The 26,354-nt window shown below is 36.4% G+C and carries 29 protein-coding genes and 1 pseudogene; 17 read left to right on the forward strand and 13 right to left on the reverse strand.

Annotated elements, in window-relative coordinates; genetic code table 11:
• Positions 1-22: 22 nt before the first annotated feature.
• Positions 23-1,213 carry a coenzyme F420-0:L-glutamate ligase gene (locus ACIP9W_RS16045; protein WP_400791357.1) on the reverse strand — a complete coding sequence of 397 codons (1,191 nt, stop codon included), beginning with the start codon at positions 1,211-1,213 and terminating at the stop codon, positions 23-25.
• Between the two features lie 122 nt (positions 1,214-1,335).
• On the opposite strand from ACIP9W_RS16045, the gene ACIP9W_RS16050 reads away from it, so the two are divergent.
• Complete coding sequence (locus ACIP9W_RS16050; RefSeq protein ID WP_400791360.1) at positions 1,336-2,226, forward strand: LysR family transcriptional regulator; 891 nt, start codon at positions 1,336-1,338, stop codon at positions 2,224-2,226.
• 49 nt (positions 2,227-2,275) lie between these two features.
• Here the strand turns inward: ACIP9W_RS16050 and ACIP9W_RS16055 are convergent, their stop codons facing one another.
• On the reverse strand, positions 2,276-2,950 hold the full coding sequence (locus ACIP9W_RS16055; protein ID WP_400791363.1) for a DUF421 domain-containing protein: 675 nt from the start codon (positions 2,948-2,950) through the stop codon (positions 2,276-2,278).
• Positions 2,951-3,110: 160 nt separating this feature from the next.
• Between ACIP9W_RS16055 and hprK the strand changes: the two genes are divergently transcribed.
• The gene (gene hprK, locus ACIP9W_RS16060) at positions 3,111-4,028 is read left to right on the forward strand and encodes an HPr(Ser) kinase/phosphatase (protein WP_400791365.1); all 918 of its coding nucleotides are present in this window, start codon (positions 3,111-3,113) and stop codon (positions 4,026-4,028) included.
• 100 nt (positions 4,029-4,128) lie between these two features.
• Here hprK and ACIP9W_RS16065 read toward each other — a convergent pair whose 3' ends face one another.
• The 4 genes from ACIP9W_RS16065 to ACIP9W_RS16080 all read right to left on the reverse strand — a co-directional run bounded on the left by ACIP9W_RS16065 (position 4,129) and on the right by ACIP9W_RS16080 (position 8,263).
• Positions 4,129-5,472 carry a TldD/PmbA family protein gene (locus ACIP9W_RS16065; RefSeq protein WP_400791368.1) on the reverse strand — a complete coding sequence of 448 codons (1,344 nt, stop codon included), beginning with the start codon at positions 5,470-5,472 and terminating at the stop codon, positions 4,129-4,131.
• Between the two features lie 3 nt (positions 5,473-5,475).
• On the reverse strand, positions 5,476-6,864 hold the full coding sequence (locus ACIP9W_RS16070; protein ID WP_400791370.1) for a TldD/PmbA family protein: 1,389 nt from the start codon (positions 6,862-6,864) through the stop codon (positions 5,476-5,478).
• 201 nt (positions 6,865-7,065) lie between these two features.
• Positions 7,066-7,875, reverse strand: a complete 810-nt coding sequence (locus ACIP9W_RS16075; RefSeq protein WP_400791373.1) for a YgaP family membrane protein — start codon at positions 7,873-7,875, stop codon at positions 7,066-7,068.
• Positions 7,876-7,990: 115 nt separating this feature from the next.
• Complete coding sequence (locus ACIP9W_RS16080) at positions 7,991-8,263, reverse strand: alpha/beta-type small acid-soluble spore protein (protein WP_282245508.1); 273 nt, start codon at positions 8,261-8,263, stop codon at positions 7,991-7,993.
• Between the two features lie 148 nt (positions 8,264-8,411).
• Between ACIP9W_RS16080 and ACIP9W_RS16085 the strand changes: the two genes are divergently transcribed.
• From ACIP9W_RS16085 to imm47, 11 genes and pseudogenes are all read left to right on the forward strand, one after another.
• The gene (locus ACIP9W_RS16085) at positions 8,412-9,350 is read left to right on the forward strand and encodes a Gfo/Idh/MocA family protein (protein ID WP_400791376.1); all 939 of its coding nucleotides are present in this window, start codon (positions 8,412-8,414) and stop codon (positions 9,348-9,350) included.
• A 149-nt stretch (positions 9,351-9,499) separates the two neighbouring features.
• The gene (locus ACIP9W_RS16090; protein WP_400791379.1) at positions 9,500-10,249 is read left to right on the forward strand and encodes a methionine ABC transporter ATP-binding protein; all 750 of its coding nucleotides are present in this window, start codon (positions 9,500-9,502) and stop codon (positions 10,247-10,249) included.
• Positions 10,242-10,904, forward strand: a complete 663-nt coding sequence (locus tag ACIP9W_RS16095; RefSeq protein ID WP_400791382.1) for a methionine ABC transporter permease — start codon at positions 10,242-10,244, stop codon at positions 10,902-10,904. Before ACIP9W_RS16090 ends, ACIP9W_RS16095 begins: the two co-directional genes overlap by 8 nt.
• Before the next feature lie 16 nt (positions 10,905-10,920).
• On the forward strand, positions 10,921-11,748 hold the full coding sequence (locus ACIP9W_RS16100; RefSeq protein WP_400791385.1) for a MetQ/NlpA family ABC transporter substrate-binding protein: 828 nt from the start codon (positions 10,921-10,923) through the stop codon (positions 11,746-11,748).
• A 112-nt stretch (positions 11,749-11,860) separates the two neighbouring features.
• A complete protein-coding gene (locus tag ACIP9W_RS16105) occupies positions 11,861-12,256 on the forward strand; it encodes a hypothetical protein (protein WP_400791388.1) in 396 nt (131 codons plus the stop codon).
• A 606-nt stretch (positions 12,257-12,862) separates the two neighbouring features.
• The gene (locus ACIP9W_RS16110) at positions 12,863-13,099 is read left to right on the forward strand and encodes a hypothetical protein (protein WP_400791391.1); all 237 of its coding nucleotides are present in this window, start codon (positions 12,863-12,865) and stop codon (positions 13,097-13,099) included.
• 214 nt (positions 13,100-13,313) lie between these two features.
• Positions 13,314-13,634 (forward strand): DUF6572 domain-containing protein, encoded by a 321-nt coding sequence (locus ACIP9W_RS16115; RefSeq protein ID WP_400791394.1) that lies wholly within the window; start codon positions 13,314-13,316, stop codon positions 13,632-13,634.
• Between the two features lie 253 nt (positions 13,635-13,887).
• Positions 13,888-14,304, forward strand: a complete 417-nt coding sequence (locus ACIP9W_RS16120) for an immunity 70 family protein (protein ID WP_400791397.1) — start codon at positions 13,888-13,890, stop codon at positions 14,302-14,304.
• 10 nt (positions 14,305-14,314) lie between these two features.
• Positions 14,315-14,553: pseudogene (locus ACIP9W_RS16125) on the forward strand (Imm70 family immunity protein).
• 50 nt (positions 14,554-14,603) lie between these two features.
• Positions 14,604-14,735 carry an Imm70 family immunity protein gene (locus ACIP9W_RS16130; RefSeq protein ID WP_400791436.1) on the forward strand — a complete coding sequence of 44 codons (132 nt, stop codon included), beginning with the start codon at positions 14,604-14,606 and terminating at the stop codon, positions 14,733-14,735.
• Positions 14,736-14,808: 73 nt separating this feature from the next.
• The gene (gene imm47 / locus ACIP9W_RS16135) at positions 14,809-15,603 is read left to right on the forward strand and encodes an Imm47 family immunity protein (RefSeq protein WP_400791400.1); all 795 of its coding nucleotides are present in this window, start codon (positions 14,809-14,811) and stop codon (positions 15,601-15,603) included.
• 106 nt (positions 15,604-15,709) lie between these two features.
• Here the strand turns inward: imm47 and ACIP9W_RS16140 are convergent, their stop codons facing one another.
• The 6 genes from ACIP9W_RS16140 to ACIP9W_RS16165 all read right to left on the reverse strand — a co-directional run bounded on the left by ACIP9W_RS16140 (position 15,710) and on the right by ACIP9W_RS16165 (position 22,102).
• Entirely contained in the window at positions 15,710-16,900 is a 1,191-nt protein-coding gene (locus tag ACIP9W_RS16140) for a M14 family metallopeptidase (protein ID WP_400791403.1), read from the reverse strand.
• A gap of 146 nt (positions 16,901-17,046) precedes the next feature.
• Positions 17,047-17,754 (reverse strand): ABC transporter ATP-binding protein, encoded by a 708-nt coding sequence (locus ACIP9W_RS16145; RefSeq protein WP_400791406.1) that lies wholly within the window; start codon positions 17,752-17,754, stop codon positions 17,047-17,049.
• Between the two features lie 14 nt (positions 17,755-17,768).
• Positions 17,769-18,545 carry an ABC transporter ATP-binding protein gene (locus ACIP9W_RS16150; protein ID WP_400791409.1) on the reverse strand — a complete coding sequence of 259 codons (777 nt, stop codon included), beginning with the start codon at positions 18,543-18,545 and terminating at the stop codon, positions 17,769-17,771.
• Positions 18,546-18,555: 10 nt separating this feature from the next.
• Positions 18,556-19,836, reverse strand: a complete 1,281-nt coding sequence (locus tag ACIP9W_RS16155) for a branched-chain amino acid ABC transporter permease (RefSeq protein ID WP_400791412.1) — start codon at positions 19,834-19,836, stop codon at positions 18,556-18,558.
• Between the two features lie 9 nt (positions 19,837-19,845).
• Positions 19,846-20,832, reverse strand: a complete 987-nt coding sequence (locus ACIP9W_RS16160; RefSeq protein ID WP_400791415.1) for a branched-chain amino acid ABC transporter permease — start codon at positions 20,830-20,832, stop codon at positions 19,846-19,848.
• Between the two features lie 79 nt (positions 20,833-20,911).
• On the reverse strand, positions 20,912-22,102 hold the full coding sequence (locus ACIP9W_RS16165) for a branched-chain amino acid ABC transporter substrate-binding protein (protein ID WP_400791418.1): 1,191 nt from the start codon (positions 22,100-22,102) through the stop codon (positions 20,912-20,914).
• Between the two features lie 209 nt (positions 22,103-22,311).
• Here ACIP9W_RS16165 and ACIP9W_RS16170 point away from each other — a divergent pair, with 209 nt between their 5' ends.
• From ACIP9W_RS16170 to ACIP9W_RS16185, 4 genes are all read left to right on the forward strand, one after another.
• Positions 22,312-22,482 (forward strand): hypothetical protein, encoded by a 171-nt coding sequence (locus ACIP9W_RS16170; RefSeq protein WP_282245487.1) that lies wholly within the window; start codon positions 22,312-22,314, stop codon positions 22,480-22,482.
• Positions 22,483-22,817: 335 nt separating this feature from the next.
• Positions 22,818-24,872 (forward strand): ribonuclease YeeF family protein, encoded by a 2,055-nt coding sequence (locus ACIP9W_RS16175; RefSeq protein WP_400791421.1) that lies wholly within the window; start codon positions 22,818-22,820, stop codon positions 24,870-24,872.
• A 13-nt stretch (positions 24,873-24,885) separates the two neighbouring features.
• On the forward strand, positions 24,886-25,278 hold the full coding sequence (locus tag ACIP9W_RS16180) for a hypothetical protein (protein WP_400791424.1): 393 nt from the start codon (positions 24,886-24,888) through the stop codon (positions 25,276-25,278).
• Between the two features lie 77 nt (positions 25,279-25,355).
• Positions 25,356-25,826 (forward strand): hypothetical protein, encoded by a 471-nt coding sequence (locus ACIP9W_RS16185; RefSeq protein WP_400791426.1) that lies wholly within the window; start codon positions 25,356-25,358, stop codon positions 25,824-25,826.
• 222 nt (positions 25,827-26,048) lie between these two features.
• On the opposite strand, the gene ACIP9W_RS16190 is transcribed toward ACIP9W_RS16185, so the two are convergent.
• A partial coding sequence (locus tag ACIP9W_RS16190; protein ID WP_400791428.1) for an integrase core domain-containing protein occupies positions 26,049-26,354 on the reverse strand: 306 nt, incomplete at its 5' end.

A 26,354-nucleotide genomic window follows, 5' to 3' on the forward strand; every position in this document is an offset into this window, starting at 1 on the left:
CTCATCTTATAAGCAGTATGTTTTATTTTGTATAGTTATCAAAATAACCTTGAATGAAGATAATTGGTGTTCCTTTGTCGCCACTTCCAGAAGTTAAATCAGATAAAGAGCCGATTAGATCTGTCAGTTTTCTCGGAGTTGTCCCTTGTGCTTCCATTGCACCGACAAGATCTTCATTTTTATTTGTGATAAACTCTGAAATAGCTTGTTTCAGTTCTTCGCCTCTTAAATCAGCAAAGTTATTATCCGCAAGGTATTTTAACTTCACTTCATTTGGTGTGCCATCAAGTCCGGCTGTATAAGCAGGAGATACAACTGGATCTGCAAGTTCCCAAATCTTACCGACTGGGTCTTTGAAAGCTCCATCTCCGTATACCATAACCTCTACATTTTTACCTGTTTTTTCGTTTAGCATCTGTTGTATTTTATCAACAAGAGGCTGACAATTACGTGGGAAAAGTTTCACGCTATCTTCTGTTGATTTGTTTGATCCAAGGAGACCATATGCCTCATTAAATCCACTACCATCAATAGATGTAGATAAGATATCATCCAGGCCGTAAATTTTCTCTCCGCCATTTGCTTTCAAAATTCTTTTCGTTCTAAATCTTGTATGGATATCACAAGTAAGAACATTTTTCGTGTAATCTAAAATAGTTTTTGCATTATTAGAGAAAATTACTTCACATTCCACACCAAATTCTTCGATTAATGATTTATAGTACTCAATATAATCGACTCCAGTAAACGTATGTTTAATATAGCCAAAATGATCACGGAATTGTTTTTCTGTTAGAACATCTGTCCAAGGATTTACTCCTTTTTCGTCAAGTAAATCAATGTCTACTAAGTGATTGCCAACTTCGTCCGATGGATAGCTTAGCATTAATACAACTTTTTTAGCACCTTTTGCTATACCGCGAAGAATGTTTGCAAAGCGATTACGACTTAATATAGGGAAGATAACGCCAACAGTTTCCTCTCCAAATTTTGCTTCCACATCTTTTGCGATATGTTCAATCGTTGCATAATTTCCTTGCGCACGTGCAACGATGGATTCTGTTAACGTAACGATATCTTTGTCTTGAATTGTAAATCCTTCTACCTCTGCAGCTTTTAATACGCTATCTACAACGATTTCTTCGATGTTATCTCCTTGATTGATGATAGGGCAACGAAGTCCTCTTACAACTGTTCCTACAACTCTTTCCAAAATGATCGCTCCTTAATAAGCACAAAAAATTTATTTTAAAATCGTACCTACTTGTACTATACAGGTTATTAATGGTATAAGTAAAATGAATATATCAAATAGCTGGTATAAGAGGTGCTTATATGGTAAGTAAATTAGATTTATACAAAGTGTTTTGGAGGGTTGCCCTTAGTAAAAGTTTTTCAAAGGCTGCAAAGGAACTTTATATGACACAACCGGCTGTTAGCCAGTCGATCATGCAGCTAGAAAGAGAGTTAGACATCCGTCTTTTTAATAGAACACCAAGAGGGGTTTCTTTAACAAATGAAGGAAGCCTACTTTTTGAGTATGTGAGCTCAGCTTTGAATTTAATCGATGTTGGGGAAGAGAAGATGCTTGAATTTAAGCATTTAACAGCTGGGCAATTGACAATAGGGGTAGGAGATACGATCTCGCGATATTATTTACTTCCCTATTTAGAAGCCTTTCATATGAAGTATCCGAATATAAAATTCAAGATTGAGAACGGTACAACACTAGAGCTTTGTTCGATGCTAAAATCAGGTGTAATTGATATTGCGATTTGTAATTTTCCAATCGATGATCCAACATTAGAACAAATTCCATGTATGGATATACACGATGTATTTGTTTGTGGTGAAAAATATAAAAATCTATTCTCTCAGCCAACAAACCTAGAAGAAGTGGTGAAACTTCCACTCATATTATTGGAGCCCAGTTCGATTTCTAGAAAGTACGTAGAGGATTATATATTTTCTAAAGGGATAAAGATAGCTCCTGAGTTTGAATTAGGCTCTCATGATTTGTTATTAGAATTCGCTAAAATAAATTTAGGTATTGCATGTGTTACAAAGGAATTCTCACAAGAATATATAAAAAAAGGGTTATTATATGAAGTGCCTTTAGTAGAAGAAATACCAAAGAGAAGTGTTGGGGTATGTTTTTTAAAGAGTGTATCCTTATCTCAAGCGTCCAAAAAATTTGTAGAGATTATTGAAAATGGGCAAGCTTAATAAAGTTAGGGAAGAAAATGGGCTATCAAACTTAATTGTTTGATAGCCTCTATTCATAAAGCCTTACAAAAAATCCTTCTGTTTCGGACCAATCGCAATAAGCGATGTTTTTAAGATTTGTATACCCTTGCTCAGATAGATTGGTTATTAACCATGTACGATCTTTTCCGACTGAAGTTAATATATCATCTTTTACTTCCCCTTCATCGATCAATAGTGAAGTCGGTTCCTGATCGCTTGCATCTGTTTGGATATCTCCATTTTTTACTGCTTCATAATCCGCATATTTATTAATCGTTATATCTCCTCCGGGCTCCAGAAACAGATCGCGTACTTCACGAAGAGAGAAGACACCTTGTTTTCTTAGCGCAGAACGAAGCTGTTCCATTTCGAGATTATGCTTATTAAATTTCTTCATGTCTAACTCACCATTACTTATCAGCTGAACGGGTTCTCCTTTTAGTAGTATCCGAACAGGGTTCCATTGTTTGGCTGCTTTTTCAATAAGAAATATAAGGACTGCCCACAAAGCGATTGCAAACAGAAAATGAGTGATTTTTATTTTCTCGTCAAATAAACTTTCTTCTAGTATTCCACCAAGCACGAGTGTGTATATAAAATCGTACGGTGTCAGTTGAGCAAGCTCTTTTTTACCAAGAAGGCGGATAACAATCATTAATGCGGCAAGTCCGACTGTAAGTTTCACTAATGTATCTAAATACACTTAAGATCTCCTCCATTCGGATAGTATACAATGGTATACCCTCTTTCTCTTCTAAGTAAGCACTTGTTTAATATTCATGTTTTGTACACTTGTGAAGTATACTTTAATAAGGTATTATTACTAATATTTAACGGGGAATTTAGAAGGCGAGAGAGATAATATGAAAATCATAACAGTTGAAAATATCGTCCGTACATTTTCATTTGATGTGTTAACAGGGCAGGATCAGTTACATCGTGTACTGAAAAAATCGAAAGTTCGTCGACCTGGACTAGAATTTATGGATAAATTTGATTTTATTGCGACTGAGCATGTCCAAATCTTAGGGAAAAATGAAATAAATTATTTACATACCCTTTCAGATCAAGAGTGCAAATTACGTATCGGTAACATTGTTCAATATGATCCACCATGTATTATCATCACATCCAATCAAGATGAGCCACTTGGATTAATCCAATATTGCGTGGAAAAAAAGATTCCAGTATTGCGTACCCAGGACTCAACAAGTGAGGTAAGCGCAAAGTTAGATGCTTATGTGGTAAAAGCAATGGCAGAAGAAATCGCAATCCACGGTGTTTGTGTGAATGTAGCTGGAATCGGGATTTTGTTGCGCGGTAAATCAGGTGTCGGAAAAAGCGAAACTGCCCATATTTTAATCGGGCGCGGACATCGTTTAGTAGCAGATGATATTGTCGTTTTGAAAAAGCTGAGCCCCCAAACATTGCTAGGCTCGCATAATGAAAAAAACAAAGAATTTCTTGCTTTACGAAGTATTGGCTTATTAAATGTCGTGCGGTTATACGGAAGAGCCGCATTTCAAGATGAAACAAGAATTGCACTAGATATCGAGTTAACCAAATGGGAGGACAATACACTCAATAACGAGCTTGAATTAGCAATGAAATTTACGGAATATATGGGTGTACAAATTCCACATATCCAAATCCAATTACAGCCAGGTCGAGATGTTGCTGGTTTAATAGAAGCCGCGGCAAATAACTGGTATTTGAAGCAGCAAGGCTATAGTGCAGCTGAAGAATTCGTGAAACGGCTGGAGCAGGATTTTGATAATTAAAGTGAATCTATCTTTGATACGGTAAGAGTTTTTAGAAAAAGTCGATCTATTCTTTAAAATACGGGACATCCTCGAAAGTGGAGGGTGTCCCGTATTTTACTTAATCGACTGTAACGGAGAGTTCTTTTACTCGTAATGAAGGAGAACCGTAACCGCCTGGACGGAAATGTAAATCGGATCCAATCTCTTCAATATCATTTATAAGGTCGAAGAAGTTACCAGCAATCGTCATCTGTTTAACGGGAGAGGAAATCTTTCCGTCTTTTATATGAAAGCCCGTAGCCGCAACCGAAAAATCTCCGGAAATCGTATTTGTTCCGGAATGAAGTCCGGCCAGGTTCGTAATGAGGACCCCGTTATCTAAAGAAGCAATTAGGTCATCCTGACTTTTTTCACCTGGTGCAATGAACATATTTAGTGGTGCTATAGTAAGTGTGCTTTTATAAGATGTTTTATGTGCATGACCTGTTGTCTCTACACCATCGATTTTTGCCGTTTTTCGGTTATGAAGTAATGTTTCAAGAGTCCCGTTTGAAACGATGCTTCTTGTTTTAGTTGCAACACCTTCACCATCGAAATTAGATCCCGCAACGGCGTCAGGGTGGAAGGGATCATCCAGCAAGGTAAAGATATCCGACGCGACCTTTTTCCCGACTTTGCCTTTCAAAAGCGACTGATCCTTTTGTGTATTTTCAGCTGAGAAAATGGGTGTAAATGTCGCAAGTAACGACGCTGCTGCATCATGTCGCATAATAATCGGGTACCTTCTAGTTGGAATGGACTGTTCACCGAGATAAGACAATGCTTCTTCTGCTGCTTCTTTTGCAATTTTATCGGCATCGAGAGAACCGAAATCACGAGTTAACTTAATAAAACTACCTGTTTTCATTTCTTCACCATCTTTGACAACCGCGGAAATGAAGATAACTATACCATTCTTTGTTTCTTTCAATGAAAGGCCTTTACTATTAGCTAGTATACGGTCACCAGAAAAATCTTGTAGAACGCAGTAATTGAGCGTTACAATCCGTGGATCGTATGCGAGCACTTTCTTTTCAATAGATTTAATGAGTTCAATCTTTTCTGGGACTTGAATATTTGCAAGCTCTTCGCTAAAAAACGTATGATTAGCATAATCTTTACTCCCACCGAAAATATCCGAACCATCATCTTCATCAAGGACATTTGCATTTGCTTTTGCACTTTCAATTAAAAAAGGGATGGAATCTTCATCGATTTTTTCCGTATAGGCATAGCCCATTTTTCCGTTGTAAAGACCTCTAAGTCCAAGACCGCCTTCTTCAGACGTTTCGTAGCTATCAATTTCTCCTTCAAAAATCATACATTGGAATGATTCCGAACGCTCATAATACACTTCCGCTTCCTGGAAACCAGCATCTATTGCCTTACTTAGTAGTTCTTCTTGAAACTCAGTGATTTGCATGTTTTATTCCCCCTTTGTCCCACCGACTGTAATTTCACTGATACGGATCATGGGCTGCCCGACATTAACTGGTAAGCTCCCACTTATAGAGCCGCACATTCCTGCTCCATGGGCTAAGTTATTGCCGACCTTATCTACAAGCTGCAATGTTTTTGCCCCATTTCCAATAAGGGTTGCACCTCGAACAGGTCGGTCAATTTTTCCGTTTTTCACGAGGTAAGCCTCCGAAACAGCGAAATTATAATCGCCTGTAGCTGGATTAACAGAACCACCACCCATATATTTTGCATATAGGCCATTTTCAGTCGATGCAATAATTTCTTCTGGTGTCGACGTCCCCGGAGCAATATACGTATTTGTCATACGAGAAGTTGGATTGAATCGGTAAGACTCACGTCGAGAAGATCCTGTTGCTTCTGCATTCATACGACGGGCATTAAATTTATCGATCAGATAACCTTTTAAAATCCCATTTTCTATTAAGACATTCTTGCGTGTTTTTTCGCCTTCATCATCGATATTTAAGGAACCCCATTCATTTGGTAGAGTACCGTCATCGATATATGTCACAATATCAGGTGCAACTTTTTCGCCTATTCGATTTGCGAAAACAGAATTATTTTTGGCGACAGAAGTGGCTTCCAGTCCGTGTCCACATGCTTCATGAAAAATAACGCCGCCAAATTCATTATCAATAATGACAGGGAATTTACCACTTGGACATTCATCCGCACCAAGCATTGTTATAGCAATACGTGCAGCTTCACCTGCATAATGTTCCAAATTTAAATTCTCAATAAATTCAAATCCTGCATGCGCTCCCGGTCCATAAAATCCAGTTTGCATTTCCACACCGTCAGAAGCGGTCGCTTGTATGGATAGCCTACTATGGACACGAGTATCTTCCACAAATTTGCCTTCTGAATTGGCTATTAGCACATGCTGTTCTTCGTCGATATAACGTAGTCCGACTTGTCGGATTCGTTCATCATAATTTCTAGCAATCTCATTTGCCTTTCTCAGAACGGCTACTTTTCGAGCATGCTCTACATTTTTTGGCATTTGTCCAATTTGATGAATAGGAAGGACCATTTCTTTTCGAAGCGGATGGATAGTTCCATTTGTTCCATTTTTAATAGCATGCGCAGCTCGTTTCGCAGCTCGTAACAAGCCTTCTTCTGTAAAATCGGTCGTGTAAGTATAAATGCTTTGCAAACCTGAAAAAATACGGATACCAATACCAAAATCTCGACCGGATATACTTTTTTCTATCTTTCCGCTTTGTAATTCCAATCTGTTTACATATTTATCTTCAATGAACACTTCTGAAAAATCACCGCCATTCGAGAGTGCGGCTTCTAACACATTTTCAATAATGGATTGTTTAATCATATTTTTTCCCCCTTCAACTAATAATTATAGCTTAAGGTTTTTAAGAATACACTTACTAGAAAAATGATTTAGTATTTTCAGTCATTTACCTCTGATTAAGTTAATTTTTTTCAGTAGTATAGCTAATATCGATAGAAGGGGCTTCCTTGTTATTCTAAGGATAAAAAACATGCCACCGCAATTACGGTGACATGTTTTTGCTTACTGAAGAATATTGGGGATATTTGAGTTATTGGCAGCTGATTTGGACGTAGCGTTAATTACAGAAGCATCAACTGTTGCAGTGTCAGTTTTTTGTGTGCTTTTGCTATTTGTTGAGGTGGTTTGCTTCTTCGTGCTGTTTGTAGCCGAAGCCGTTTTCGTATTGTCTGCATTTGCAGAAGCATTTTTGTTCCCGTTTGCGGATCCGTTTGTAGCATTCTGGGTATTCGCATTCGCATTAGAAGTTGTTGCTTTGCTCGATGCTCCGCTTGTCGCAGTAGCTTGTTTTCCGTTGCTATTTCCTCCAGCAGCGTTTTGTGATCCCGCCATGGTGGATGCTACATCGGTCACGAATTGACCAACTTTAGGTGCTACCGTTTGAGCAATGTTGCCAATAGTTTGAGCGTTTGTTCCGCTAGCCATTTGTTGAGTCGCACTTGCACCGGTTAGCTTTTGAGCAAGACTACCAACCATCTGCATAAGGTTTCCACCCATTTGACCCGAACTGTTACTGGAAGCATTTTGTTGAGACCCTGATCCACTACTCATAGATGCACTGGTACCTGTAGAAGATGCTTGCGAAGTGTTCTCACTCATCATTTTGTCCATCACATTACTCATCGCTTTAGTAGGGCAAAATTTAGTGGCACCTTCCGCTACTTTCATGGAACCAAATAGAACAAGCATTTTTCCGCTTCTGCTCTTTGGTTCACGTAACATTCTAACCGTACCATAAGCGGTTAGGACAGAGCCCAACATGAAACGGGCAAAGGCAGCACTAGGACTCAGGTTTTGTTGACTTTTTGTCATCTGTGTAAATCCTCCAATCTGTAGTTTAACAATGTTTTTTCCTTTTCCGTTTCAACTTTAGAATCCCCCAACCTAAATAAATTATGTGTTTTCACTTTGTGAATAATGAGGTCAATTATTTTTTCAACATCTGCTCTTGTGCCATTCTAATCATTTCTTTTACCATGCTACCGCCAATTGGTCCGCCGATTTTGCCAGCCTGTTCAGATGTAAGCTTGCCGTTATATCCCTTTTTTAATGGAATACTTAGTTCTTCTGCAATTTCATATTTAACATCATTCGGTTTGTCCATATTTACAGCATAGCCTTGTTCTTTCATCACTCGTGCTTTAAGTTTGTCTAATTCTTCTCGAGCAGAGGGAACTAATATTTTATTTCTGTTTGCCATTTTATTCACTCCTTTGCCTGTTAGTATTTCCGAAAAATGAATGGTTACGCGTATTTTTATCAGGGAATGAATAATCTTTCATTCTACAGATGATTATGATTAACTAGTTACATAGCTTGAAAAATAGAATGTTTAAGGAGTGCAAAAAATGACGAAAACGACATTTGCAATAATCGGCACAGGAGTTGTGGGAGAACGTATTATCAATCAAATTTTAGCTCATCCTAATTGCGAAATTGTATCGGTATTTGATGAAAATAAAATAAGGCTAGAAGAAATCTCCACTAAGTATCAGCTTTCGGTTGCAGAATCGTTAGAAGCTCTTTTACAAACACGTCCAGATTGGGTTTATGTGGGTACTCCACCTGTCAGTCACGCGCCGCTAACAGAACAAATAGCAGCACACGGATTAAATATTCTTTCAGAAAAGCCACTCGCTCATGATGTGTTGGATGGTATACGGATGGTAAAAGTAGCAGCAGAGACAAAAGTTCAAACAGCAATGCATTTTCCGTTAATGTATAGTCCGGTTGTACATAGTCTCAAGAATGCATTGGCTGCAGAAGAACTCGGTGATATCGTTCGTATTGAATTACATACATACTTACCAAACTGGCCGAGAAAATGGCAACAAAATCCTTGGATTGGTACAAGGGAACAAGGTGGTTTTATAAGAGAGATATTTCCACATTATGTTCAACTTATGTATCATCTTTTCGGAAGCTTTACAATTACTTCTCATACGACGACTTATCCGGCAGAGGTAGAGCTGTGTGAGACGGGTGTATCTGCATTAGCTAAAACAGAAAATGGAATACCAATTGTTCTAAATGGTTTGTCAGGAATCGGGCAGGAGGAACGTCTCGAGTTTAAAGTTTTCGGAACAAAGAAAGTAATGACTATCCGAAATTGGTCAGAACTTTGGGTTAGTGAAAAAGATCAAGAAGCTTTTCGGATCAACACGGAGCTCCAACCCAATAGTCTGTTAGATGCATGTCATCAAACAGTAAACGGTCAAGAATCATTCATCGTTTCGTTTGAAGAAGGATTAAAGGTGCAAGAATGGATTGACCAGTTATTGTATTAAATACTTACCTTGTGTACCGGACAATTTAGATGAAGTAATGTCTAAATTGTCCATCATACAGGGAACAACAACCATGACAGCCTCAATATTTTAAGCTATAATAAGTAACGTCGCAATCGCCCTTCAAATAATAGAAAGGGGATTTTTTTATGATTAAATTACATAAGGTAACGAAAAATTTTGCACATTTTCGGGCTGTTAACTCCGTGACTCTGAAGATCAATAAAGGAGAAATTTATGGAATTATCGGAGCAAGTGGAGCGGGAAAGTCCACCATACTGCGACTAATGAATTTGCTGGAAACTCCCGATGAAGGAGAAGTGGAAGTAAATGGTCAAGTCTTAACTAATTTGACAAACAAACATCTACGAGAAGCACGAAAATCGATTGGAATGATCTTTCAACATTTTAATCTAGTGGCAAATAAAACCGTTTTTGAAAATGTAGCCGTGTCTTTAGAACTGGCAAAGTTTCCGAAAAAAGATCTTCGAAATCGCGTAATGGAATGTCTTCAATTTGTTGGGCTAGAAAATTTTATTTCCAAATATCCAGCGCAATTAAGTGGTGGCCAAAAGCAGCGTGTCGCAATTGCAAGGGCACTAGCGAATAACCCGCAGGTTTTGTTATGTGATGAACCAACCTCTTCACTTGATCCTCATACAACCTCGGAAATATTAGATGTATTAGAAAAAGTGAACAAACGTTTTGGTGTGACCATTGTTCTCGTAAGTCATGAAATGGACGTGATTAAGAGTATATGTAATCGTGTAACGGTAATGGCGGATGGAGAAATATATGACACAATCTCAATTGAACCAACAAGGATGCTAGGTACAGACAATAATCCAAAGTACTTTGTGGAACAACTGACAAAGGATGGAGGGATGGAGCATGCCTGAAATATTAGTTCAATATGAAGCCGAAATTTGGTCGTCTATTGGAGAAACTTTTGTAATGGTTGGTGTTTCTATTTTAGCTGCGATTATATTGGGACTCCCAGTTGGAACATTACTTTTCCTTTGTAGGAAGGGACAAATACTAGAGAATAAAGTGATTTTCTCATCCTTGAATTTATTGGTAAATATAATACGGTCTTTTCCTTTCCTATTGTTAGTTGTGTTTTTAATCCCATTCACAAGATTTATCATTGGGACTGCGATTGGCACAGCGGCAGCTACCATTCCATTAGCGATAATAGCTATTGCGCATTATTCTCGATTGGTCGAACAATCTTTACTGGACGTGCCAAAAGGGGTACTGGAAGCAGCGATTTCAATGGGTGCGTCTGTAAAAGAAATAATTTATAAATTCCTTTATGTAGAGGCTCGGTCTGGTCTCGTTCTAGGTTTGACAACTTCTATCATTAGTTTTATTTCCTATTCGACTATAATGGGCGTGGTAGGAGGCGGCGGAATAGGAGACTTCGCAATACGGTATGGCTATCAACAATTTAAAACAGACTTAATGATGTATATGATCATTATTATGGTCATCCTTGTGCAGCTCATTCAGTTTATCGGAACTACTGTATCAAGAAAAATAGATAAAAGATAAATGGAGGAAAATAGTTATGAAAAAAATACTCGTTTTAATCACCACTCTACTACTTATTTTGGCTGGTTGTGGGAAAGAAGATAAAGAGGCGACAAATGAAAACCCGCAAAATAATGCCAATGAAGAAGTGACACTGAAAGTAGCTTCCTTAATACCACCGATGACAGAAATTCTGGAGCTAGTAAAACCAAAACTTGCTGAAGAAGGGATTAATCTAGAAATGGTTGTATTAGGTGATAATGTGCAACCAAATACTGCACTAGCAGCAAATGAAGTAGATGCAAACTTCTTTCAACATGTCCCATATATGGAGCAATTCAATGCCAACAATAATGCGGAACTAGTTCCGATTGTACCAATTTATTTTGCAAATTACGGTGTATACGCGAAGGAATATGATTCAATGGATGAACTGCCAGAAGGTGCTGTTGTAGCAATCGCAAATGACATTTCGAATATTGATCGTTCTTTGACTTTGTTAGCACAACATGATGTCATTACATTAAAAGAAAAAACAGATACATATTATACGCTTGCGGATATTATGGATAATCCTAAAAACTTGAAGTTTGAAGAGGTAGATTTGTTAATGTTAGCGAGAATGTACGATGATGCAGATGCAGTAGTCATGACGCCTGCATATGCGGCACCACTAGGATTGACGCCAAAAAGTGATGCACTCCTTACAGAAGGAACAGAAAATGATTTTGCGATTACGTTAATTGCACGAGAAGACAACAAGGACTGGGAGCCGATTCAAAAATTAGCCGAAGCGATGACAAGTCCAGAAGTACGCAAATTTTTAGAAGAAAATTATGAGGAAACGGCAATTCCAGCATTTTAAATAAAATACATTCCCTGTATAAGACGCAATTCGGAAACGATTCTGAATTGTGTCTTATTTGTATATTAAACAGGGAATATGAATATACTGTTAAAATGAAAGAGGTGAAGAAATGAGCTTTAAGATTGGTATTCTCATTTGTTTAATCATCATGATTTTTATAGCTGGTATTACTTATTATTTGGGCAGAAAATTCGCTTATAGTTTAATAAAGTATATTCCCGTCTTTTCTTTTATTTCTGGTGTTATTTTTTATTATATCAAACTTAATTTTATTTCTTATAAACCGAATTCATTTGATGGTATTTACGATATGATTGCATTTATTATACTTATTGTTGTAGGTAGTATTGCTTTATTAGAGACAGTGATTATTGATATTGTAAAAAACAGTGAACTATTTGGGAAGGGTTATACAGCATTAAGAAAAGCAATAACATCAGAAAATATAAAGAAAAAATTTAAATTCAAAATGCCTAGTGGTATTCTCAAGAAGATTAGAAGTTAATATAATTCTGATTTCACAAGTAACAGTAAGTATGCAAAATTAAAGCCCTCAGTGTTATGCACTTGAGGGTATTTGTCGTGTAATTAATTATTGATCTGTAATAATTCATAATATAATTTCCTACCTATCTTAATAACTATTTATTTACTTGAATGATAGGTTAAGAGTCATTATTTTAATTTTGCATATTACTTCGTAGGAATTATTTTTTGAAAGTTATAATTTTTATCTTTACCTTCTGGTTAAAGAATGGAATATTATAACTGTCGATCGCTTACAAGAGGTGGAGTAGAATGTTCACCTATGGCAATTTACACCACGTTGTATTTCAATTTGGTGTTTTTTATGAAATTCAGCTATTCGTTTATTATGATTTTTTATGGCGGGGGTGGAGAGACAATGTCGTCGTACGACCATAATGTGTTAAATGCTCGGTTAATAGGCGTAAGAATTTATATTAATAGTTAGTTCAGATGACGAAAGACTATTCGATGGGATAGTGTAAATCATGGTGCTTGGGTTGAACATAAATGGTGAAGGTTTCACTTTAGGAGAGATAATTTGGAACTATACTTATTAAACGAGTTTTTAGGAGTGATCCGTAATATGAATGTTGAAGGAACGTGGATATATGCTGAGATTAGCCCTTCAAAAAATATGAAGAAATTCCAGAGTTTTTTTACTGCAATTATTAATGAAGAAAATGACTTTGATGAAGCTTGTTTTAGTCCAGAATGGTTAGATGATAGCAATTGGTTCATTGTTGATGATGAAAATAGAAAAAAGGGAATATACATACCGGCTGTTTATCCGAATGATGAAATTAATTGGAGGTGGAGATAGGGCTTATCCTAAGAATTGAGAATAGAACCTTTACACTCACGTTGCACCCCTTATTTTTTGTGAATTTTTCGGTTGGTATTTCATCATATTCTTAACAAATAATTCGAATAGATGATTTAGCAAACGGAGGCAGCTTTTCAAAATAGTTAAGGAGGTACACCTTTATTTCCTGCAAATATTGAGATTGTTAGAATGGAATAGAGAGGAGATCGATATGTCTATAATAGAAACAGATAAAATAGATGCTCTGGGAATAAGTAAAGACGGGAAGGGCTTGAAGTTAATGCTTGCAGACCATTTGGACTGGGAAAATGAAATAAAGCATCTAACTCTATTACAAGATAAAATTAATGCGTATTTAGGCTTTATTGAAATGAAACAATATGCAGATATCTATCCAGGTGTAACATTTAAATATTACGTTATTGATGTAAGGTTTAAATATGAAACTCCAGAAAGTTGTTCGAACTTTTTTGCAGTTATTAATCCCCAATTAAGTGAGTATAAAATCCGTGTATTGAAAAATGAAGATTAATAGTTTCTGCGCAACAAGAAAGCTAGAGAACTATTTCATTTAGGAGGTCCACTATTACAATTACGACGGAGAATAAACTGATAGCAAGAACTGTTTTGGAAATATTCGGAGGGAAATGAAGTCCAGGAGAGCAATATATTGAGTTGGATAATCCGTCAGGACGAGAAATGGTTGAGTTTAATAGTTTCAAGGAATGCTTGAAAAAATATTGTCAGATTCATTATTATAAAAATCTAAAACAGTGGTGAGAAGAATGGCTGTGGGATTTAAAGTGAAATATTACTGGTATCAAGTCGGATGTGGCGATTTCTTACATTCTTTTTTCTCTACAATAAGTTATCATTTAGAGGAAAATGGATGGGGAACTGAGTATCCCTTCTTATTAAATGAACTCTACAGCGGGAAACTTGAGAATAAGAATATTGATATTGCAATAAATGAATTAGAAATAATTAAAAATAAGCTAAAAAACTATAATCCATCTCAAGTAATATGGGATATTGATGACTTATCTAAAAGACCACCTTGGGAGGATAATATTAGTAAGGAGATCAGCAACTTATCTAATTACTTTATAACAAGTGAGGGCGAAGATTTAATAGATATGTTAATGAAGGTTTTGAGGAAAGGGCTGAAAACTAATTCAGATGTTTATATAGAAAACTTGTAAACAATATTAGATGGCAGTTGGAATATTGGTAGATTGTTTTTACTATGAACTAGGGCATAGGGACTTTGTATATTCCTTTTTTTCTACTATCTCCTATCATTTAGAAAAAGAAGGATGGGGAACAAGATCCCCTTTGTTGATAATTTATATAATAACAAACTAAATTGGAATGATGTTTCTGTAGCAAAAGCTAATTTAATTGAGGTTGAGCGGAAATTATCAAAACACTCTAGCAATCTAGCAATCTAGTAATATGGGATATAAAAAACTTATTACAAAAAGCTCCTTGGGGGAATAAAATAAATCCGAAAGTAACAAGTCTAGCGAATTATTTTGCAACAACTGAAGGAAAAACATTTTTTGAAGTAATACATACTGCGATGAATATTGCGGCGGAAGATAAATGTGATTTAAAAGTTCATAAATTATAACCATGAGAATCTTAACGTTTTTTGAGCAGGATAATATCGGAGTACAGCCAAAGGATTGAAAGTAGGTGGAAGCATGAATGGAACAGAAAATCTCATGAAAAGTAAATGGTTTGGAGAAATATCAACGCTATCCCAATCTGAAATTAAAGAAAACATGTTAAATGCTGTTACAGAAAAAGAAGTTTTATTTAACTTAATAGAGTTATATAAAATAGGGGATTTTACTCAAAAAACCTTATTGATTCAGTTAATGAATCAGACGAAAGATGACGCTGTTTTGAATTTATGTATTAGAGTATTTTTATCTATCGCAACTCATGATGATTTTAAGGATTCAAATAATCTTCGGTTTCTTAGTGACGGAAAAGAAGAAACGGTAAATACCTTTGCATCAGCGGCTATTATATCACTTTCTCTTCATGTAATTCCTTACTTATTGGCATTGCTGGAAGAGTGGGAGGAAGTTAGTGATACCGCTCTTATTATAAGAGATTCTCTTGATTTTTTTCTTGATTTTGAAGAGCAATTGGGGGAAGAGGCAACCCTGGATGAAATAGGCGAATTTTATATTAAATATTTTCATGAGAATGATACGGAAAGTTATTACTTTCAACAAAACTTAGCTTTTCCTGGAGACTTAGCCAAAAAATTATTACAAAGAGTGATAATTGCAGCAAATAAGCAAGAGCCATTAAGAATGGAGTTTATACCATTCTTATTATCCATTTGGTCTGGTGAAAAAGTACCTTGGGAATATAATACAAACATTACTAATAGCAATTATAAAAGTTTTATCGACTATATAGATGGATTTTCAACCAAAGAATGGGGTAAAGGAAATAAATATTTTTACGGATATAAGCTTTAGACATTAGAAAATGGTAACGGGTGTAAAAACCAAATACAAAACGCAAAAAGAAACAGCCGCTAAAGGATTAGGAGAATCCGAAAGCAGCTGTTTTTTATATAAATATTTATAAATATAACCCCGCTAAGAATATCCCCAACGCCTCTTCATAGATTTCATTAAACTGGGTAAGTGGTAGTGGATTTGTTCCTGATCCAAGTTCCACCGTAAAACCGGGTCTTCGCCAGTCTTGTATAAACCAGTCTTTATAACCGGCGTAGCTTTCGATTGTTTGAACGGGTTCGTATCCGCTAACTCTACTAAATTCAGTGACCATCGCTTCGGTCTCCGGTGGTTCGAGGTTTTCGAATCCCCAATAAATAACTCTTCCTTGTGTATGAAAAGCTAATACTCTTGCAAAATCCTTATTTCTTGTTAAATCGGCCATCGCAATCGCTTCTGGTTCGGATAAAGGACTTTCACCACCATAATCTCTTGGACCGGGTGTTTTAGGATTTCGTTCCCGTTCCCGTTCCCACTCAGCTGGAAATTGATCATTCAGATCTACTCCGCGAATATTTGCTTTCCATCCTGAAAAGTCTAAGCTGTCATTATTCCATTCAATCACATTGCTTCTAGAAGGCTCTTCAATAGGAGGACCGTTTAATACCAAGTCCACACCATCCGGATTAACCATCGGAACAATGGAAAGAGTTGTTTGAATATACAGCGGAGAAGTAGCGAGTCCGCGGATTGGACGTTGATTCGTTAAGGACAGTAAATAATCATTTAAAAAGGTTAAAAGGATTGGAGTTGTAATCCATTCGTTAGCATGAAAGGAGGCATTGTAATGCACTCGTTTTTCTCCATTTCCAATTTCTATTTCCGGGATATCCTTACCTAAAACAGTATTGCCTATAGAAGAAACTCGCAAAAATGGATAGATAGCCTGTAACCGTCTAATATCGAATATCATCGTATCGTAATCATAATCTTGTTTCCCGCTAACAATTCGCCAGTCCACTCTTAGTGGAAGCTGAATCGTCTGCCCAATTTGCAAAAAGTTCGGATTCAGATTGGGGTTTAGAAGTAAAATGGCATCTAAAGGAAGTCCACGACTACCAGCCAATCTCCATAGGGTGTCACCTGGTGTTATTTGATAAGTGACCGTAACAAATCCAGGAATTTGAATGAGTTGACCAACTGACAATTTTTGTGCATTAACATTACGATTCGAATGAATAATTAATTGCAACGGAATTATAAATAATTGGCTATAGTAATAGAGGGAATCACCACGTCTTACATGAACTTCCATGTACTTCCTCCTCGTCATTGAAGACTCCAAATATAAAAGTATATGTGTGCTTTAAGCTTGTTATTAATAGATTGAACTCGACCTTAGCAAAAGACAGTAGACAAGCTCACTACTAGTTTGTCTACTGTACAAGAGGCAGGGGAGAGTTATGCCAAATACGCATCTCGAATTTCGCTATTTTCAATGAGCTCGGAACCTTTTCCACTTAGTACAATTTCGCCATTTCGTATAACATAACCACGATGTGCGATATTTAATGCTTGATACGCATTTTGTTCCACTAATAGAATGGTAATCCCGTCTTCATTTAACTTTTTAATGATGTCAAAAATTTGTTCCACAATTATTGGAGCGAGTCCCATCGATGGTTCATCCAGCATTAATAATTCTGGCTCCATCATTAAAGCTCGTCCAATAGCAAGCATTTGTTGTTCTCCGCCGCTCATTGTTCCGCCTTTTTGCTCGAGTCTTTTCTTAAGGATTGGAAAATGACCAAACACGATTTCCATTCTTTCTTCTATTAACTGCTTATTATTTACAGAGAAAGCACCCATTAATAGATTTTCTTTTACCGTCAAAGTAGAAAAAATTTTTCTTCCTTCTGGTACATGTGCCATACCGAGTAAGGTTGTTTCGTGAACCGGTTTATTCATTGTTTCTTTTCCTTTAAAAAGGATGGAACCTGTCTTTACCTTTGCCAGTCCACTTATTGATTTCAATGTGGTAGATTTCCCAGCGCCATTACTTCCTATTAGGGTAACGATTTCACCTTCGTTTACATGAACATTAATTCCTTTTAATGCTTGAATTCCACCATAAAATGTCTCGATATTATTTACCTCTAGTATAGGCATCTCGTTTCACTCCTTCAGACCGTTTGAACAGCACCTGAGCCTAGGTATGCTTCAATTACTTTTGTATTCGTTCTAATTTCTTCTGGATTTCCTTCTGCAATTTTTTCTCCATGATCTAAAACAAAGATATGCTCTGAAATTTCCATTACTAATTTCATGTCATGCTCAATCAATAGGACAGAGACATTGAATTCTTTGCCCATATTCTTAATGATTTCCGTTAATTCTCTCGTTTCAGCAGGATTCATCCCCGCTGCTGGCTCATCTAATAATAGTAACTTCGGCTTCGTTGCAAGGGCACGAGCAATCTCTAGTTTTCTTTGGGCACCGTAACTGAGATTACAAGCTTTTTCGTTTAAAAAGGGAGCAAGCTCGAAATGTTCTAGTAAACGATATGCTTCCTTTTCTGCTAATAATTCCTCTTTTTTAGTAGTAGGTAAATTTAAAAAGATACCTAATAGACCCGTTTTCAATCCAGTATGCATTCCCACTAGTACATTTTCGATCACGGACATTTCACCAAATAATCTTATATTTTGAAAGGTCCTTGAGATACCTCTTTTGGCTACTTCATCAGGTTTTAGCCCTAGCAGTGATTTTCCTTCTAATTTTATGTCACCTGAAGTAGGTTGATAAACGCCTGTTATCATATTGAAAAAAGTTGTTTTACCTGCTCCATTTGGTCCGATTACTGCAGTAATAGAGCCAGCCTCAATATTCATCGTTACATCTTGATTGGCAGTTAACCCACCAAATTTTTTAGTTAAGTTTGTGACTTCTAGTATCGACATTTATATCCTCCTACGATTGCATCTTTTTCTGATCAGTAGCGTTCATGTCTGAATGGGCCTGCGTTTCTTTTAATCTCTTTTCATCAAAGATTTTATTTTTTGCAGGAATTAACCCTTTTGGTCTATACAAAGCAAATGCTACCAGTAAAGCGCCGAATATGAATTTTTGCATTTTTGCGGGGGATAAGGCTTCTGGAATTGAAATGATTCCGCTAAAGGATAGCTGATTCACCCAAGTCGCTAATTCTGTTAATACTTGCAAATTTAAAATGGTGATAACTGCAGCACCAAGAATAACTCCAGGGACACTGCCCATTCCACCTAGTACAACCATTACAAGAATCGTGAATGACTCTAAAAGAGTAAAACTTGTCGGATCGATAAACGCTTGCTTTGCTGCAAACACAACGCCCATCATTCCTGAAAACGAAGCACCAAGAGCGAAAGCCAACAATTTCGTTTTGACAAGAGGGATACCCATCGCTTGCGCTGCTATTTCATTTTCCCGAACAGCTTTCCATGAGCGACCAAGTTTAGAGCGTTCCAATCGTAACACGGTAAAAATGGTGAAAATTAAGATAACAAGCGTTACGAAATAAAATTGATTTGGAAAGATAAGTGGAACTCCAAAAATTTCAGGAGGGGTTACAGATGGAATACCCATTGCGCCACCTGTAATATTGACCGGCTTGTCCGCATTGTTAAATAAAATTCGGATAATTTCTCCAAACCCTAATGTAACAATAGCTAAGTAATCGCCTTTCACTCTAAGGACCGGGATCCCAATAAGAACTCCAGCGATTGCAGCAACTACCCCGCCAATGATTAAGAAAATCCAGAAACTTTCTCCACCAAGCGGGTAAGTTCCAAACGGCATAAAGTTTGCGGCTTGTGGTGTTGCAAAAATACTGTAGGAATAGGCACCGACTGCAAAAAAAGCAACAAAACCTAAGTCTAACAATCCAGCCATACCAACAACAATATTAAGACCTAATGCCATAGATACATAGATTCCTACCATCGTAGCTACATCCATATACGATTGGAAAGCAGGTCCTCCACTGGATGCTAACGGAATGAGTATAAATAATAATCCGAGAGCAATCATCCATTTTGTGATGTTCTTTAATTTCATATAATGTAGTATTAACAAAGAAGATAATAATAGTAAAAAGGCGGTGACAGATTTTTGGGAGAAAAATAATGCAGCGGATGATACCGCTACGAAAACAGTAAATAAGATAACTTGCGACCATTTATATTGTAAAAACTTCGCTAAAGATTCCTTCAAGATATCCACCTACACTTTCTCAGCAGTAGGTTTACCCAATAAACCTTCTGGCTTGAAAATAAGAACTAATATTAATATAGAAAACGCAAAAACATCTTTATATTCTGCTCCAAATACGCCACCAGTTAATAAGGATAAATTTGCAGATGCAAACATTTCTAGTAACCCCAACAAAATCCCACCAAGCATGGCTCCACGAATATTACCAATCCCACCTAAAACTGCAGCGATAAATGCCTTCATGCCTAAGATGAATCCGATAAATGGATCGATTGTGCCATATTGAACAGCAAATAATACGCCTGTTGCACCACCTAAAGCAGACCCAATAAAGAATGTAATAGAGATTGTTTTATTGACATTAATGGACATAAGGGAGGCAGTTTCACGATCTAACGCCACTGCGCGCATCGCCGTTCCCCATTTTGTTCTGTTAATAAAGTAATCTAGCGAAATCATTAAAATAACAGCAGTAACTAATACGATAAGGAAGGAAGTTTTGAAGCTAGCATCATTAAAAATACTGGATAGGGAAGAGAAATTGATCGTCAATTGATTTGTAAATAAAGATGGCCCTGTAACAATATAGTTTCCAGAAGATAGTTCAGCGATAAAACGAATAACGTCTTGTAAGATAAAAGAAATACCTATAGCTGTAATAAGCGGTATAAGCCTCGGAGCATTTCGAAGAGGGCGATATGCCACTCTTTCAATACCCATCCCAAGAAGTCCGGTTAAACAAGCAGTGACAACTAAAACTACTATAAGCACGACAATTTGAGGAACAGAAGAAACCCAGCTCATTCCCATTAACAAGATAAAAAATGCGGTGCCGATAAATGCACCCGTCATAAAAATTTCTCCGTGTGCAAAATTGATGAGTTGTAAGATTCCGTAAACCATTGTATAACCGAGGGCTACAACAGCATACACAGCACCTAATGCAAGTCCATCAATTAGTACCTGGGGTAAACTTTGTAACATTTCTAGAAGCATATTAACCCTCCCAAATTTTTAATAGTAAAGAAAGAGTGTTGAGAAAAATAAGTCCCAACACTCTATCAAAATCTTTAACCTATTTTCCAACTTCGCCTTCTAGAACACCTGGATAACTCGCTTCACTAAATTTGTATAAATAAATCTTAGCGTTCGTGTTATCACCTATTTCATCAAATGTAACGTTTGTTAATGCACCTTCATAGTCCTTAACGGATCGGACAGCTTCCGCTACTTTTTCTTTAGAAGGAATTTTACCATTATTTTCTTTAATAGAATTCTCAATAGCGTGAAGGATTACGCCCATAGTATCGTAACCATAGACTGAGAAAGCCTCTGCATCTTTATTGAATTTGGCTTTATAATCCGCTACGAACTTCCGACCAGATTCTGTTGCTGTACTATCACCGGCAACTGATGTGATATACGTATTTTTCACCGCATCACCTGCAATATCAACTAAACCTGAAGCGTCCATTCCATCTCCACCCATGATTGGTACATCAATGCCTTTATCTCGAGCTTGTTTAATAATGATTCCTGCTTCGGAGTATATTCCACCAAAATAAATTAAATCAGGATTTTTTGTTAATACTTGATTGATCACACCATTAAAGTCTTTTTCTCCAACCGTAATTCCTTCATATCCTACAATTTCAGCACCTGCTTCTTCAGCAGCTACTTTGAATGCATCTGCAATACCCGAGCCATAAGCTGTTTTGTCCTGAATAATAAAGATTTGCTTTGCCCCTAAAGTTTCAATCGCATATTTTGCCCCGGCTGGACCTTGTGCATCGTCTCGTCCTACGATGCGATTCACTGTTTTTAACTTACGATCAGTTACCGTAACAGCGGTGGTTCCGGGTGACACCATAGCAACATTGTATTTCTCGTACACTTCAGAAGAAGGGATAGCAACGCCAGAATTATAGTGACCGACTACTGCGTAAATCGACTTATCAGCCCCGATTATATTGGCATTGGATACACCCTTTTTTGGATCCGATTGATCATCATAAGATTCAAGCTGTAATGTATAACCTAATTCTTTAAATTTCTCTGCTTGTTCTTCTAATTTCATTTGTGCACCTAGTCGAATGGATTCACCAATGATTGCTGATCCACCAGATAAAGGTGTTTGTGTAGCAATTTTGATAACATTTGATCCACTTGCTGATTCATTTCCTTTAGGTTTAGATGAACAAGCTGCCAACATTCCAATACTCAGCACACTACTTAAAAGCAAGACAACCGATTTTTTTAGACGCATATTTACCCTCCCTATTTTTTAGCACTAGTTTAGCTACTAGATTTAGTATATTAATTTATAAATTTAAAATTACTAAAAAACAGAAAAAATATTAGGTATTCTAACATACTATTTATCTTTAGTTCCTTTGGCATGTCTATTGCTAGATGGATTTCTGAAGAATAAAAACCTATATATAGAGCAAATTAGAATTTAGGAGGTGATGATCAATGAGTAAAAATAATAATAGGACCATGAATGTTCGAACGCATAATAGTTACGAACTGTATAAAAATCCTACGAATAATCCTGACGAGGAATTTGGAGAAGAATTTGTGGAGATATCTAAAAACAAGGTGACCAAAGAATTGAATAAAAATAAACCTAAAAAAAGAGATTAGGTCGGTAAATGAAAGGTGAGTGTATGAATGCTCACCTTTTTTCAAAAAACATATAGATACATACTAGTTGAATAAATGCTCACTCCTATCTAAATAACTACTATTTTCATGATGTATTAGGATAAGAGTTATAAAATATTTATTTATAATCGTTGCTTAGGGTTCATTTTTATAAATATTATTACTTCTCTCTTTACCTTCATATGTAAAAATGGAATATTATAACTATGGATAGTTTACTAGAGGAGGAGAAGAATGTTCACTTTTGGAGTATTGTTATATAATAAAGAACTTAATAAAGTTATAATTTCTAGTTCCTCGTTGAGGTATTACATATGAAAATTTTAGATGTAGATTTATTTCAAGCTGGACTACAGCGAAATAAAGCAATGCTAGAAAGATTAAGATATGAAACAGAAGTTATTCTTCGTTCAGTCGAAGGACTTGTTCAAATGGATGAAATGCTGAAAGGGGAAGGAGGAAATGCGATTCGCTCCTTTTATGGAGAATGTCATTTGCCATTCCTTCAATTTTTTCAGTTGTTTTCCATGCAATTTAAACAAGTGCTTCACCAAATGGAGGCAGCCCTTTTCTCCCTCGAACCTGATCCAGCAGGTTACATACTAGAACAATTTCTAGAGGGTGAACTGGAACAGGGGTTGACGTTCATCGGTCGGCTCACAGCCAGTTTGACGGATGAGACAAACAGTGTGATGGATGAGGTAAGTGACATTATTGGGTTACCGCATCTTGATGATAGCGGAGTGCAAGAAGGGGTCCATCATTCAAAAAGGAAACGGGATGATACGATTTCACGGCTTTACGAATTTGATGCGAATCAGACGATTGCATTGAATCCGATAGAAATGGATATACATGCGATGGATAAATGGTTGTCAGATATAGAAGGATTGTTTATTGGGGGATTAACGGATGTCCATTTCCAACAAAATAATTGGGCAGCTTTAACTTCTCAAAGTAGATTGAAAGTAGAGCTGGAGGCACGGCAAGCCAGTCTTAAAAACCTTTCCCATGTACTTAGTTGGGAAAAGTTACAGTCGATTTATCAAACATTATTGGATTATGCAAAACCAATTAAGTTTGGCTTCGGTGGTACTATTAGCAAAGAAAGTCCCTTTGTTGGTTCTGATATGATCGCCCTTTCATGTCCAGTACCTGAGCCTGATGACGATCAACAAGAAGATGTAAATCCATTTATGAAGTCGATTAATAGCTTCACAGAAATGGGAAAAGATTTTTGGAATGGACTACAAACTCGAGCTGATAAGTCATTAGATTCACCATATGATTTTGTAAATTATGTAACACTCGGGGCTACAGATGGAATCTGGTCAGGGGCCAAAGAGAGAGCAGACAAAATGTTCGACTCCAAAACTGATTTTGCTAACTATGCTACATTCGGTTTTAGCGGTATGGTTAAAGAAGCCGTTCTACCAGAAGACGCTTTTTCCAAAGAACATTGGCAAAATAGCTTCGGGTTAGCTACAAGCATTTTGGGGGGTGGAAAATTGATAACTTCGCCAACTAAGTCTAGTGTGGGAATTCCTAGGGAAACGGAAATTGGTGTAAGTACTAGAAACGTAGGAAAAATTAGCGATTTAAATGAATTAATGGACTTTGATGATGCAAAACGATACGCTCAATTTCGTGATAAAGTTGCTGTAGGAATGGATAGAGAAGCTCGATTTGCAGCTAGTAGAATGGACATCAATAGTTTTATGAATAGTATCCTTCCAAACAAATTAAAAGAGCATAATTTAAGTTACGATCAATTTAGAGATTTACGATTAAAACCATACTACAAGCTAAATGACAGTGAAAGAATGATAATTCAAGATTTTCGAGAATCTGTCCCAAGGCCAGATAATAAAACAACTTTAATAAAAAACATTCATGCCAATGATATTCAAAAATATCTTGATGGAGAGTATATCACTGTTAGAGGTTTTGTGGCAAAAGCTGAAGATAGTTCCCATATACATGATTATTCTCATGTTAGAGAGTCTATGAGATTAGATTACTCTTATTACGATGAATATAATGGAAAAGTAGTAAAACCTTATCCTGAGGATGGCAATAGTTATGGTTATATTGAATTTAAAGTAAAAAACCCAGAATTGCTTTCTCCTGAAAACTTAGAGATTCCTTACGGCCATAATATGAAAAAACCGTATAGTGGCTGGGAAAATAACGAGTGGCCATGGACTGGAAATGGGTTTACCGCTTCTAGAAATGGTGATGTTATACCAGAATGGACATCTAAAAAGTTTATTGAATTAGAGGTAGGAGCAAAATTACACAGAGTAGTTGATGGGAAAGATGAGGTTATAGGAATATTTAACGGTAAAGAATTTATTTTGAAAGATTAATGAGGTGAATAGTGTGTTGAGAAAAGGCTTATATGGAATTTATGGTGGAGTCGAGTTTAGTATAACTTTTGATATGGATAATAATTTGAAAATCATGACAGAAAATAAAGAGAAAATAGATGCAACTTTTGAAGATACTTATCAAAATGGAGTATACACTAAGATAGTGAAACCAAACGAAATAGAGGATTGTGTAAGTATTACTCCATTTGGAATTATTAAAGAGGAGAAAGTCCAAATTTTACAAGAAAAAGAAAACGAATACCAAGTTGCCACTGGTTCATTACTGGTGGGAAGTAAATTAAATCTACCTAGAATAGATAGGGATTCATGGCTTGGGTGGGTATCAAAAAGTGAGGTTATGCTCATTGAAGAGATAACGCCTATTAATCCAGAAGACTTATAAACATTTATGAATGGACCCTGTGCAAGACACTATTCTGAATTGTTTTTAAACAGGAAAGTTTATGGAGTGGTGTTACTTTGAGGAAATATGCTAAACATAATAATAAAATTTATTCATTAAATATTCGTAATGATAAGTATAGATTAAAGAGTAAAGAACAGGAAAATGGTTTTAAAGAATTAATTGATTTAGGTGGAAATGTTCATCATGATATCTTTATAAAAGAAGTAACATTAGATGAAATCGATTTTTTATTTGAGTTAAGACATAGGATAATATTTAAAGGAAAGGAATATGAAGCCTTTTCAATAGGAGAACTAGTAATTGATGATGGAAAAATTACTTTGTTTAGTAGTGATTACAAAGATTATGAAAGTAATGGTTTTGAAAAAAAAGAGCAATTTGTTTTTACGAAAGAAGTCAGTATATATGAGATTGATGCATTAGTAGAAATTATGGAGCCAATATTGGAATTCTTCAATTTTCCAGAAGAAAGAAAAGTGATACCGAGTAATCAAGTTAAGGAGTACTTAGGTAATTTTAGTTAAAGAATAATATATCCAATGGATTTACGTCAATATCTTGGACACAAAAAAGTTAAGTCCGTTTCAGAACGGCATCCATTTCTGGAGTGTCCTGCATCCAGCGAAACCAGTCAAGTGATAGACCGCACTTGACAGCTTTCGCTGGATACAGGAAATATAACCCATGGATGTCGTCCTGAAAAAATGTATAGGTAGGGTAAATCTCATAGCCAAGCTACCTTTCTATCAAACTGCCTCACTCCGGCATAAGTCCTCTAGTTGTTGAGGCGTTAAATAGTTAATCGCTCCATGAATCCGTTTTCGGTTGTACCATGATTCAATGTAGTGAAATAGGGCCAATCGGGCAGTTTCAAAGTCGACATAAGAAGTTTGATAAACTTCTTCTTTTTTTAAAATCGCATGAAAAGACTCGATGCAAGCATTGTCATATGGGCATCCTTTACGACTGAAGGAATGGTTGATTTTTGCTTCTTTCACTGCTTTTCCAAAGTCTGCACTAGTGTATTGGCTGCCTAAATCTGTATGTAAAAT

Source organism: Psychrobacillus sp. NPDC093180 (assembly GCF_044754065.1).
In the GTDB taxonomy this organism is placed as follows: domain Bacteria; phylum Bacillota; class Bacilli; order Bacillales_A; family Planococcaceae; genus Psychrobacillus.